Source organism: Roseibium sp. (genome assembly GCF_025698965.1).
Classification (GTDB): domain Bacteria; phylum Pseudomonadota; class Alphaproteobacteria; order Rhizobiales; family Stappiaceae; genus Roseibium.
This window is the reverse complement of record NZ_JAILWL010000001.1, coordinates 20,804-33,634: the sequence shown is the minus strand read 5'-3', so window position 1 is coordinate 33,634 and position 12,831 is coordinate 20,804. Positions and strand designations below refer to the sequence as shown.

General features: G+C 55.8%; 10 protein-coding genes. 2 read left to right on the top strand and 8 right to left on the bottom strand.

Annotation, left to right across the window (positions count from 1 at the left end; all coding sequences use genetic code 11):
- Nucleotide 1 precedes the first annotated feature (1 nt).
- Nucleotides 2-844, bottom strand: coding sequence for a hypothetical protein (locus K5905_RS00155; protein WP_297578709.1), 843 nt, complete (start codon nt 842-844; stop codon nt 2-4).
- Between the two features lie 549 nt (nt 845-1,393).
- On the opposite strand from K5905_RS00155, the gene K5905_RS00150 reads away from it, so the two are divergent.
- Nucleotides 1,394-2,803: a UDP-glucose/GDP-mannose dehydrogenase family protein gene (locus tag K5905_RS00150; RefSeq protein WP_297578706.1), complete on the top strand. Its 1,410-nt coding sequence runs from the start codon at nt 1,394-1,396 to the stop codon at nt 2,801-2,803.
- 129 nt (nt 2,804-2,932) lie between these two features.
- Here the strand turns inward: K5905_RS00150 and K5905_RS00145 are convergent, their stop codons facing one another.
- The 4 genes from K5905_RS00145 to K5905_RS00130 form a co-directional block, all read right to left on the bottom strand.
- Nucleotides 2,933-3,793 (bottom strand): metal ABC transporter permease, encoded by an 861-nt coding sequence (locus K5905_RS00145; protein WP_297578704.1) that lies wholly within the window; start codon nt 3,791-3,793, stop codon nt 2,933-2,935.
- Nucleotides 3,793-4,710 (bottom strand): metal ABC transporter permease, encoded by a 918-nt coding sequence (locus K5905_RS00140; RefSeq protein ID WP_297578775.1) that lies wholly within the window; start codon nt 4,708-4,710, stop codon nt 3,793-3,795. Before K5905_RS00140 ends, K5905_RS00145 begins: the two co-directional genes overlap by 1 nt.
- Entirely contained in the window at nt 4,710-5,582 is an 873-nt protein-coding gene (locus K5905_RS00135; RefSeq protein WP_297578772.1) for a manganese/iron ABC transporter ATP-binding protein, read from the bottom strand. Before K5905_RS00135 ends, K5905_RS00140 begins: the two co-directional genes overlap by 1 nt.
- Before the next feature lie 118 nt (nt 5,583-5,700).
- Entirely contained in the window at nt 5,701-6,603 is a 903-nt protein-coding gene (locus tag K5905_RS00130) for a metal ABC transporter substrate-binding protein (RefSeq protein WP_297578700.1), read from the bottom strand.
- Nucleotides 6,604-6,894: 291 nt separating this feature from the next.
- Between K5905_RS00130 and K5905_RS00125 the strand changes: the two genes are divergently transcribed.
- A complete protein-coding gene (locus K5905_RS00125; protein ID WP_297578697.1) occupies nt 6,895-7,347 on the top strand; it encodes a Fur family transcriptional regulator in 453 nt (150 codons plus the stop codon).
- A gap of 44 nt (nt 7,348-7,391) precedes the next feature.
- Here K5905_RS00125 and K5905_RS00120 read toward each other — a convergent pair whose 3' ends face one another.
- The 3 genes from K5905_RS00120 to K5905_RS00110 form a co-directional block, all read right to left on the bottom strand.
- Entirely contained in the window at nt 7,392-8,111 is a 720-nt protein-coding gene (locus tag K5905_RS00120; protein ID WP_297578694.1) for a FadR/GntR family transcriptional regulator, read from the bottom strand.
- Between the two features lie 337 nt (nt 8,112-8,448).
- The gene (locus K5905_RS00115; RefSeq protein ID WP_297578689.1) at nt 8,449-9,363 is read right to left on the bottom strand and encodes a DNA-binding response regulator; all 915 of its coding nucleotides are present in this window, start codon (nt 9,361-9,363) and stop codon (nt 8,449-8,451) included.
- On the bottom strand, nt 9,353-12,742 hold the full coding sequence (locus K5905_RS00110) for an ATP-binding protein (protein WP_297578686.1): 3,390 nt from the start codon (nt 12,740-12,742) through the stop codon (nt 9,353-9,355). Before K5905_RS00110 ends, K5905_RS00115 begins: the two co-directional genes overlap by 11 nt.
- Between the last annotated feature and the right edge of the window lie 89 nt (nt 12,743-12,831).

Sequence of the window (12,831 nt, the reverse complement as noted above, 5' to 3'; positions counted from 1 at the left end):
ATCAAGCCTCCTGAAGCATCCGGTTCATGGTGTGCGGCCGTTGACCGGCATCAGGAGCTGAGCGCATTTCATAGCTGAGCAACTGGCTAACATCGCTCGGCCCATTCACTGTCGACACGACATCCGAGGTCAACAGGGCGTCGCAGAGCGGTTTTGCAAATCCACCTGCGGATCGGTTGGCGAAATAGGCAATCAGGCGCGATGCCTTGTGGCGTTTCAGGATATGTTCATGAACCCGGGCACTGGTGAAAGTATTGGGTGTGATCATCAGGCTGATATCGCTGTCCCGGCATACCGTGTGATCCGGAAAACGGGCCTTCATTTCATCTGCAATCACATCAAGTTCACGATGTTCTCTCTCCCAGCGCCGATAGGCCATTTGTTGACCGGCCGTGCTTCGAATGCCGGCAAGGCTCAAACGAAGGGTGGCAGACCCGCATTCCAGCAATGGTGCTTCCTTCCCGGAATAGGCGCTTTGCTGGACCGCCTTGGCGACAAACTCATAAAGATCGTCGGAGAAAAGGTGTTCGTGACGGATCAGTATTTCATTGTTCACCCAAAGCTCTGTACCGCACGAGGCAAACACACCTTCAAAGGCATGGCGGACGGACCCGGGCAGACGCGACATTACCTCAGAGTAGTTGGCCGATGTCAGCAGGTAGCATGGATGTGAACGGGCAAATTCCCGTACATAGCCGGCAAATTCATGATCCATCCGACCGAAACGGCTCGCGACAAGCACATCCAGATCGAACAGGAAGACTTTTTCGCCAGCGGCAAGCGGGTCAACGATTTCAGGCCCGGTTACCTGACCAATGGCCTCAAACGCAACTTTCGAAAACATGACTGCTCTCCATTGTTCAATTGGTTCTGGAGAAGCAAATGCAATCGGTCGGCCACAATTTCAAAATCAGCTCCACTTTATGATTTATATCAGCTTTCCAATTACTTAAAGGTAGCGTCAGCAAAGTCGAGATGGATTGATCCAGCCGGAACTTCGCGAAACGAAAAGGGGTCTTTTTGAAATCGCGAATTTCAGGATTACGCCAATCGGTCCCGCGTACTCTTTATAATAAGGGCGACCTGCCGGTCGCGTTTTCAGATGGCGCTGGTCGTGGTCTGGACAAAATCGCTTCGCACAGGAAGCGAAGTTGCCTGAAGGACCTTTCCTTTCAAAATTTCACGACACCTGGGTAAGCGATTTTTTCCTTCGCATTGCGCTTCTAAAAAGTTGGATTTTGAAAATCGGGTTTTCAATTTCGAAAACCCGAAACTTTACCCACTTTGCCACAGTAACCGTAACTTACTGAAATAAATAAAGAAATTTTTCAAACCTGCGTTTGGCACGTTCCTTGTTTCTGAAATTGCCAGAACACATTCTGGGAGCAGTCGAATGAACATGTATGTCTCAAATGAACAATTCGCCCGCAAGCTGGACGCTTCCGAGCTCGGAATTCAGGATTTCAAGGATGCGATCAGCGTGATCGGTCTGGGGTATGTCGGCGCTGTTTCGCTTGCCTGCCTCAGCTCACTTGGTCACCGCGTCGTTGGTGTCGACGTCGATGAGAAAAAAGTTGATGCCATCGCATGGGGACAAAGCCCCATAGTAGAAGATCAGCTCGGGGAACTGTTGACGAGGGGCGTCGATAATGACCTGCTGTCCGCGACGACTGACATCAAGCGCGCCATCTGGACCACCGACATCACCTTTGTTTCCGTTGGCACGCCGACCGCAGAGGACGGCGGTTGCGACACGCGCGCAATCGAGGCGGTTGCCCGCAGTATCGGCGAGGCCCTTGCTGTCAAGGATTCATTCCATATCATCGTGCTGCGATGCTCCGTTCCTCCGGGAACGACGCTCAAGGTGATGAAGCCGATCATCGAGCGCTATTCACACAAAACCGCCGGCCAGGATTTCGGCATCTGCTTCAATCCGGAATTCCTACGTGAAGGCAGCGCCGTCGCGGATTTCCACGAACCGCCGAAAACGGTCTTCGGTGTGACCGATCAATATACTGCCCGTGCCCTGGCCAGGATCTACGCATCGGTCGATATCAATCCGATCGTCACCTCGGTCGAAGTCGCGGAACTGGTGAAGTATGTCGACAATGTCTGGCACGCGACCAAGGTCTGCTTTGCCAATGAAATCGGCCGTCTGTGCAAGCCAATGGGCATCGACAGCCATGCAGTCATGGACATTTTCGTTCAGGACACCAAGCTCAACCTGTCCCCCTACTACCTGAAGCCCGGCTTCGCATTCGGCGGTTCCTGCCTGCCGAAGGAAGTCCGCGCCGTGACACACCTGGCGGATCATCTCGGCATCGACCTGCCGATGCTCGATGCTCTGATCCCCTCCAATCAGGAGCAGGTCCGCCAGGCCCTCAATCTTGTCAAACGCACTTGTGCGAGAAAAGTCGCGATCATGGGCATTGCTTTCAAACCGGGCACGGACGACTTGCGCGAGAGCCCCATTCTGGACGTGATCGCGGAGTTGATGAAATCCGGCATCGAGGTAACCGCCTATGACCCGGCCATCCAGCCTGGTCCGCATATCAGCCAACAGTTCGACTATATGCGCCATGCGGCTCCGCATCTTCAGACTGTCGTGGACGCTTTGCCGGAGTTTTTGAAGGAAACCCCGGAAACGGCGCTCGCGGACGCAGATGCGGTTGTTGTCTCCCAGAACATTCCCGCCCTCAGGAGCGCGCTCGCGTCCAAGAAGGAAGAGGCCGTGGTTGTGGACCTGATCCGCATCCCCAACAACGCCCCAACCTCTTCCAACTATGTCGGTATCGGCTGGTAGGACTGAGCGCTCCGGTCCGCTCCCTCTTCCCATCGACCGCCCAGAGAGGGAGCGGACACCCTTTTTCATTCTTGTGGGAGCAAGTCTGATTCGATTGCCAAAAGAGCCCGAATATTCCGGGCTCTTTTTCTATTCAGCAGCCGGTTCGCCCGATACCCGGCGTTGGGACATCTTTCGTGTCAGGATCATCCGGCGGACGAAAGCGATGACGAAGAGGCCCGTCAGGATCAGAACGATGGTTGGCGCCGGGGCGCTGTCGAGAAAGAAGCTGGCATAGGTTCCGGCCAGCATGGATGCCATGCAGACAAGAACCGATACCCACAGCATCGTGCCGAATGTGCGCACAAGCAGGAAGGCTATTGCACCGGGGGCGATCAGCAAACCGATGGCAAGGATCAGTCCCGCTGCCGACAGTGTTGCGACGATGGTCAGTGAAAGGGCAGCCAGCAGACCGTAGTGCAGCAGATTGACAGGAAGACCGGACGCCTGGGCCTGGGCGGCGTCGAAACTGTGGAGGACCAGGTCTTTCCACTTCAGAACAAGGCCCGCACCGACGATGAGCGCAATGGATCCGGCGGTCACGAGGTCGCCCGGGCCAACGCCGAGCATGTTGCCGAACAGAATGTGGTCCAGATGGGCGTTGGTTTCGATCGAGACATAGAGCACAATGCCAAGCCCGAACATTCCTGAAAAGACCACGCCCATCACCGTGTCCTGCTTGACCCGGCTGTTCCCGGCCAGGAACCCGGTTGCCAGCGCGCACAACATGCCGGCAGCGAAGGCGCCGACAAGCAACGGTATTCCGAAGATGTAGGCAAGCACGATGCCCGGCAGGATCGCATGGCTGACGGCGTCCCCCATCAGGGCCCAACCTTTCATGACCAAAAAGCAGGACAGCAGCGCCGTCGGGACGGCAACGATGATGCAGATCAGGAAGGCGTTCTGCATGAAGGGGAATTTGAACGGAAGCAGCAGCGTGTCGAGATCCATCACAGCATCTCCTCACGGCTGGTCTGTCCAGAGAGCACCCCTGAGGGTGCAATGCTGTCAGGCGGCCCTTTCTTCAAGGCCTCAGCCGCTTTTCGCCTTGCAGCCAGAAGGCCATGTTTGGGAGCAAGCAGGAAGGCAATCAGGAAGATAATCGTCTGCAACGTGACGATGATGCCACCGGTCGCACCATCGAGGAAATAGCTGGCATAGGCTCCGGTGAAACTGGTGAGCGCTCCAATCGCGACCGAGAGCATGATCAGGCGCGGAAAGCGATCGCAAAGGAGATATGCGGTTGCACCGGGTGTCACGACCATGGCGATAACCAGAAAGGCTCCGACAGTCTGCATGGCTGCAACGACCGAGGCCGACAGAAGCACGAAGAAGATCGCCTTCAAGAGACCGGGCCGCAGTCCAATGGTGCGGGCATGGTTTTCGTCAAAGAATGTGACCATCAGGTCCTTCCATTTGGCGAGCAGGACTGCCAGGGAAACGAAGCCGATGATGGCGAGCTGGAGCGTGTCTTCCGGGGTGATCGCCAGAATGTTGCCCATGGTGATTGTCTGGACAGATACCGACATCGGGTTGACCGAAACAATGAAGAGCCCCAGACCGAAGAAGCTGGTGAAGATCAGGCCGATGATCACGTCCACTTTCAATCCGGACCGCTCCGACAGGAACAGCATCGCACCAGCTGCAAGCCCGCCGGCAATAAAGGCTCCCAGAGCAAACGGCAGCCCGATGATGTAAGCCGCTGCAACACCCGGCACGACGGAATGAGACAGGGCATCGCCAATCAAAGACCAGCCCTTCAACATCAGGTATGCGGAGAGAAACGCGCAGACACCACCGACCAGGGCGGACACCCACATCGCGTTGGTCATGTAATTATAGGAAAACGGCTCCAGAAGCACTTCCATCACTTGCGGACCTCGGTGGTCTGGACTTCATCGCCATATTGGACGAAAGGCCGCTCGTCGTCGGTCAGGATGGTCACTTTGCGCTGATCGCCGTCCGTATGCAGCGTTTCGTCGGAAATCGTAAAGTGGCGCAGAACACCCCCGAAGGCCTGCTCCAGATTGTCGCGCGTGAAGGTGGTTTCCGTCGGGCCGTAGGCGAGCACGGTTCCCTTGACCAGAACTGTTCGATCGCAGAATTCCGGAACAGACCCGAGGTTATGGGTCGACACCAGCATCACCCTGCCCTCGTCACGCAGTTCCTTCAACAGGCCGATGATCTGCTCTTCTGTCTTGACATCTACACCGGTGAAGGGCTCGTCCAGAAGGATCACCTGACCGTCCTGTGCCAGCGCACGGGCAAGAAAGACGCGCTTGCGCTGGCCGCCGGAAAGCTCACCGATCTGACGGTGCCGGAAGTCCTGCATGTTGACCCGCTGCAACGCTTGATCGACGGCATCATGATCTGCCTGCTTGGGACGGCGCAAAAACCCCATATGGCCGTAGCGCCCCATCATGACGACGTCTTCCACCAGAACCGGAAACGACCAGTCAACTTCCTCAGACTGGGGAACGTAGGCGACAAGGTTCTTGCGCAGGGCTTCTCGGACGGGAAGATCCAGGATGCGGATCTTGCCCCTGGCCGCCGGGACGAACCCCATCATCGCCTTGAAAAGGGTGGATTTTCCCGCGCCATTGACGCCGACAAGGGCCGTAACGGTGCCACGTGGAATTTCAAAACTCGCGTTCCACAATGCGGTGTGACCATTGCGGTAGGTTACCGTGACGTCCTCGGCGGATAGGCCGCCTCCATCCGCCTGTGCGGTCACGTCCATTTCCAGGTCCTTGATGACATTCAGCATGGGTCATCCCATTTAAGAGCACAATTCATGGCTTCACAATCAAAACCCCGCGGCAAGATTTCCGCGGGGCCAGGTCAAGCCATTCCGTTGATCAATTGGTGGCTGCCTTGAGACCCTCGGCCACGGTTCCGGCGGTGACTTTCAGAAGATCGAGATAGGTTGGCACCGGACCGTCTGCTTCACTCAAGGAGTCCACGTATAGCTCACCGCCATAGGTGGCGCCGGTTTCGCGTGCTACTTGCCGGGCCGGTGCGGTGTTGACCGTGCTTTCACAAAAGACAACCGGAATCTCGTTGTCCCTGACACCGTCAATCACCGCGCGGACCTGTTGCGGCGTGCCAACCTGATCGGCGTTCATCGGCCAGAGGTAGAGTTCCTTCATGTCGAAATCCCGAGCGAGATAACTGAACGCCCCCTCACACGTTACCAGCCAGCGCTGTTCCTGCGGAATTGTGGAAACCGCTTGACGCAACGGGTCGATCGTTTCGCGCAGCTTGTCTTTATAGACGGTAGCGTTTTGCTCATAGGTCGCCGCATTGTCAGGGTCCTGCTCCGAAAACGCCTTGACGATGTTGTCGATATAGACGAGCGCATTGTCGAGGCCCATCCATGCGTGCGGGTTCGGTTTGCCTTCATAGGACCCGGACCTGATGGAAATCGGGTCAATGCCATCGGTCAGCGTTGCGGATGGGATGTCGCCGAGATTTGAAAGAAACTGCTCAAACCACAGCTCCAGGTTCATCCCGTTCCAAAGGATCAGATCGGCATCGGAAGCCCGTACGATGTCCTGGGGGGTTGGCTGGTAGCCATGAATTTCCGCGCCGGGCTTGGTAATCGAAACAACCTCAGCTGTCTCCCCTGCCACATTTTGTGCAATATCAGCCAGAACCGTGAACGTGGTGACCACTTTCATCTTGTCCTCGGCCAACACACCAGTGGCAAGGCCAACCGCCAGCGTTGTGATCGATGTGGTAATTGCCAGCTTTTTGAACATTCCAAACTCCTGAAAGAGAAACCTCGCCCTGTTACCTGCAAGTGATATTGCAAATCATTCGCAACTGTCAAGCTAGTTGCGAATGATTTGCATTTTCACAAATACTGCGACCCGGTTTCAGCGAGCCCTCCAACCCAGATTTCACTCAGGTTATCAGATAGTGGGCACGTAAATTATTTTTGCTATTGCAAGTCATTTGCAAAAACTTGTTTTATGGAACATCAATGGATGCGTGCACTACGTTGAACCTTGGTGCGATGGACCAACTCAAGCACTCAGAAACGGATGGACATGACCGATAGCAAGACGGACATCTGCGACAATTCGAACGATACGATCACCAAACGTCTTCGTGCTGCGGGTCTGCGCCCCACAGTTCAACGCCGGACCGTTGCCGAAAACCTGCTTTGCGGCCCGCACCAACATGTTGACGCATCGAAGCTTTTTGAAACGATTTCCGGCAATGGTGGTCGAATTTCACTTGCTACAATCTACAACACGCTCAACGATTTCGAGCGGGTCGGCCTCTTGCGCAGGATAGCAATTTCGGGTGAACGCACATGGTTCGACACCGACACTGGCGACCACAGGCATTACTATATTCCTGATGAAGACAGGGTGTTCGACTGTCCGTCCTCCGCGCTGGTCATCGATGTCACACCTCGCGCGCCCTCAGGTTACCGTATCGAGAAGGTTGATGTGGTCATCCATCTGGAAGCCGATACAACGAAAACCAGCGATTGACCTTCGTCCCCCTCCCCCGAGGCCTTTTGGCAGGCGCACGAGTGCTAAGGTCTGCCGAGTTTCACCGGAACCTGAAGACGTTCCGCCGCCCCTTGAATATGCGCTGCCATCGCAACACGCGCTGAACTTCTGCTACCCGCCTCGACCGCATACAGAATTTTCCGATGTTCGCTGATCGTGACATCGAGAAGGTCGTCCCTCGTATAGATTTCTGAGGTCGCCTGTGTCGTTTCCTTCAAGCGCGAGGAGATATAATCGATGATGGTGGACAGATAGGTGTTGCCCGATGCCTTGCCGAGCGCCCGGTGAAAAGTCGCATCGGCCTCCAGCCGCTTTTCATCGAATTCCTGCTGGCCCTCCATATCGGCAATGGCTGTTTGCAAAACGACGAGATCAGCATCGCTACGGCGTTCGGCGGCAAGCCCCGCCGCCTCGATTTCCAGAAGACCGCGCAGCTCGAACAGGTCCGCCAGATTGTCGGATTTTCCGAGTGCGCGGATATCGACGCGGAATGTTTCGCGTTCGCAAACTGGTTTGACCACAGCCCCCCTACCCTGACGGGATTCGATAATGCCATCTGACCGCAATCGAGCGATCGCCTCGCGCACGACATTCCGGCTTACACCAAATGTCTGGGCCAGACTATGTTCGGTCGGGAGCGCGTCACCCGGCTTCAATTCGCCATCGGTAATCTTGGCCATAATGTCCGAAGCTATGCGATCCGGCAGGAGGGATGCCCGATGGACTTGTCGAAACTCTGCCATGACTTCCTTCCTCCGCACATAGTTTGGCGTCTAACCGCCATTTGGCGCCCAACTGAGCGCTCATTCCGACTGTTTTGCATCCATATGACAAGGATGTGTCCTTGTCGAGTTGTCGTGTCCTCAAGGTCATACCCTCATCCAATTGGCTGCAATGGCGTAGCAAACGTCAATGAACTGGAGGAAAAGTTGCGAAAAACGAACATTCTGCCCGATGGAACGCGTTGAAGCAGCGGAGTGAAGCCGTTTTGCTTCTCCTCGGGACAAGCTGATTTTCCCTGCAACTTCGTTTCAAAACCTAAAAACCAGACCAGCTCGCCAGGTCACCATCCCCAGGCAATCACAAAGCGTAAATCACTTCGGCGGCCCGGACCGCGGCAGAGGCCCGATTTTCAACGCCCAGTTTTATGAAGATCTGTTCCAGATGCTTGTTGACTGTCCGCGGCGACAAGCCAAGGATTTCGCCGATATCCTTGTTGGCCTTGCCTTTGGCAATCCAGATCAGGACTTCAGCCTCTCGTTTCGTCAGATCGAACCTGTCCTGCAAGGCGTTCTGCTGTCCGGCCTCATCTTCTGCCGTCACGCGAAACAGATTTTCATCAGGCCCGACCCGGCCCAAAGGATGCAGCTGGACAGCGAGGTTCTCCGAAAGCCCGAGCATGAAACTCCTGCGCCGAATGTCGACAGCATGCGGACCTTCGAGCCATTCCCCCAAAGCCCTGCCCAACCGAAACAGACTGGTATCAGCTGCACCCGTTTTCGCCAAAAGGTTCTGGATCTGGGGGGTCGACCACAACACCGTTCCTTCGGAAGATACGGCCACAAGGTGGCGGCCTGCCGCATCAAGAGCCACATGCGCGCTTTGCACTGAACGTGCGTTTTTCAGATGAACCTTTATGCGCGCCTTCAATTCATCCACGTCGATCGGCTTGGTCAGAAAATCCACGCCCCCGCTTTCCAGCGCCTTGACTATATGCTCAGTCTCCGAAAGTCCTGTCATGAATATAACCGGCACGTGTTTGTGAGACGGATAGGTCTTGATCCTCCGACAGGTGTCGAACCCGTCCAGTCCGGGCATGACCGCATCCATGAGGATTGTGTCTGGTGTCACTTTCTCGCAGATGGAAAGCGCCGCTTCGCCACTGGTCGCAACAAGCACGGCAATTCCGGTCTGTTTCAGGGCTTCGGTGACAAATCCGAGTGTTTCCGGGCTGTCATCGACCACAAGAACCGTATCTCGGCGTTCATCCGTCATGCGTCTCCAATCCGCTCAGGACATTCCTGTAAGCGTCGAAATCAAACTTGTTGAGATGCTCGTTCAAGGTGTCTGTCAGGGCCCGGTTTTCCGGCTCGGTCGCAAGCTCCGCCAGCTTGGCTTCGATCCCCTCGACATAGCCAATGTCGGCCAGCGACATCAGATCGGCGATATGTTCCGCACCCGGTGAGCGGAGCGGTACGGCCAGCTGTGTTTCACTGGTGTTTGGCTGTGGTTTTTCCGTCCAGACAATGCTCATGTATTTTTGCAAAAGATCCAGCAACTGACCGATAACAAAGGGCTTTGCCAGCGTCGCACTGTGATGGATCGGTCCCTCCGGGCGCAGAGCCTGATCGCCAATATTTGCAGACAGCATGATGATAGGTGCTGCGTCTCCCTGATCGCGAAGAACATTCACCAATTCCCAACCATTCATTCCCGGCATCAGAATGTCGATGAGATAAAGATCCGGTTTCAGGCAGCAAACGGTTTCAAGGCAACTTGCGCCGCTTTCCGCGCCCAGCACCGCAAAGCCAAGAGGCTTCAGGATATCGCTTACGAGCGACCTGTGATCGGGGTTGTCGTCTATGACGGCAATTGTCCTGCGCGGCCCCTCATAACCCCGCACTTGCCTGTCGAGACGAATTGTGTCGGCCGGACGATCAACGGCTGCAAGCATCAGTCGCACTTCGAATGAAGCGCCCGTTCCCTGCTCACTGGCAACCGCGATTGCACCGCCCATGGTCTCGGTCAGCAACTTGGTAATGGTTAGTCCCAACCCCAGTCCTGGTGTTTGGTTCACGCCAGCCGAACGGCTCCTTCCAAAGGGTTCGAATATCTTGTGTTGTTCGGCCAGTTCGATCCCGGGGCCACTGTCAGACACAACGAAGCTGGCGACCTGTGACCGATACCGGACCGTGAGGGACACCTTGCCTTCACTGGTGAACTTGATTGCATTGGATAATAAATTGACCAGAATCTGCCGAAGACGTTTTTCATCCGTTCTGACAAAGATCGGCAGATTGGCAGCCCGTACGTAGTCGAATTCAAGTCCCTTGGCCACCGCCTGCATCCGGAACATGTCGACGATCTGGTCCAGGAATTCGAGAATGTTAATCTCGTTGGAATAGATCTGCAGTCGACCGGCTTCGATGCGGGAAATGTCCAACAGGCCGTCAATAAGTCCCGACAAGTGCTCCGCGCTACGCCGAATTGTGCTGACCGCAGGTTTGCGCGTCAGCGGCAAAGTCTCATCGCGCTCCAGAACCTGCGCATATCCCATAACCGCGTTCAAAGGTGTTCTGAGTTCGTGGGAAAGACCAACGACATACCGGCTCTTGGCCAGGTTTGCCGCCTCGGCGTCTTCCTTGGCTTTCTGTAGTGCCGCATCGGTCGCGCTGTGGGCATCGATCTCTCTTTGCAACAACGCGTTTTGACGGGCTGACTCCTCTTCTGCCACCCGCCTCGTGTCGTGGGCGAGTACAAGAAACCAGCAGGAAATTCCAGCCACAATGGCAAACACGAAGAAGATCAGAGTGACGGTCTGGCCGATCAGACCGGTAGGGTCTCCTAACCGGCTGGCTGCCTGTGCGTAGATGATCCACAGAACAAGTCCTATTCCGGCAACTGAGACCAAGGAGGACAAAGCGTAGCGCCCCAGACGGGAGCGCAAATGGACGAGTGCGCGTTCGGGCAAAAACCGACCTGCGACGGATCCCAACTGATAGGAAATCCGGGCCTTGGGTTTGCAGGAATCGTGGCAGCGGGCATCCAGTGAACAGCAAAGCGAACAGATCGGCGCCTGGTAGGCCGGACAATAAGCCATATCTTCAGGCTCAAACGGATTTTCACAAATTGAACATGCAATCTGGTTCACATCCTGCCAGCTGCGTCGCGGCTTGCGAGCCAGATAAAACCTGCCCTTGGTGGCAATGGCAATCAGAGGTGCCGCAACAAATGCGACGACCATGGCCAGGAATGTCGCGAGTGCTGCAGCGACATCGCCGAACTGACCGAAGTGGGCTGCCAGTGCGAGGCAGGTCGCAAGCAGCATTGCTCCTGTGCCAACCGGGTTGATGTCATATAGATGGGCTCGCTTGAACTCGATGCCCGGAGGCGACAAGCCAAGAGGTTTGTTGATAAAGAGGTCTGCGGAAATGGCGGAAAGCCACGCCATGGCGATTATGGAAAAGACCCCAAGGGTTTCTTCCAGCAAGCTATAGATACCCAGCTCCATCAGAAGCAGCGCGATGCCGACATTGAAAACCAGCCAGACAACCCGACCCGGATGGGAATGGGTCAGGCGGGAAAAGAAGTTCGACCACGCCAATGATCCCGCATAGGCATTCATCACGTTGATCTTCAACTGTGCCACCACCACGAATGCAGCCATCAACAACAGGACCACCGTCTCACTTGGGATCATGTAACCGAAGGCGACGGCATACATTCGCGAAGGTTCGTCCGCGTGTTCCACAGGCACACCGTGCGACAAGACGAGCACCGCCAGAAACGAGCCGGCAATCATCTTCGGTGCCCCGAGAATGACCCAGCCCGGTCCAGCCAGAAACAAGGCCAGGCGATGACGGCGCCGGGCAAAATCCTGTGCTGGCAGGAAGCGAAGAAAATCGACCTGCTCGCCAATTTGAGCCATCAGGGCCAGGATCACGGCCGACGCGGCGCCGAAGCTGATGAGATTGATGCTGGGCCATCCGCCGGGCTGACTGCTGGGTGCCTGTGTTTCGGGATCTATTCCGGAAAAACTCAACCAGTCTCCAACCGCCTGCCAGTCGGTGAACGCGATGAAAACGAACGGAAGTACGTTGAGGATGATCCAGAAGGGTTGTGTGGCCAGCTGAAAACGACTGATCCAGGTTATGCCGTGGGTCACCAGCGGAATCACTGCCACCGCACTGATGATGTAGCCGATCCAGAGTGGAACGCCGAAAGCGAATTCCAGGGCGCTCGACATGATCGAAGCCTCGATCGCAAACAGGATGAAGGTGAAACTGGCATAAATCAGCGAAGTGATTGTCGAGCCGATATAACCAAAACCCGCACCACGTGTCAGGAGGTCGATATCGACGCCGTAACGCATGGCATAACGGCTGATCGGCAGACCGACAACAAGCAGCACAAGACTGCCGACCAGAATGGCAAGAAATGCATTTGCGGTCCCGTGGGACAGCGTGATCGCTCCACCGATCGCCTCAAGCGCCAAAAACGAAATTGCGCCGATGGCGGTCTGCGAAATGGCGCGGGATGAAAAGCGGCGCGCGCTTTTTGCCGTGAACCGCAGTGCATAATCTTCCAGGGTCTGGTTGTTGACCCATTTGTTGTACTGGCGGCGGATCGGCAGAATGCGCTGGCGCGCCCTCACAACGCTGCCCCGAAATTAGTCAGCTGCCTCAGTATTAGGCAATACGTAAGCCCCATCGGTCCGGTGAGCACCCTTGTTCAACACGATGT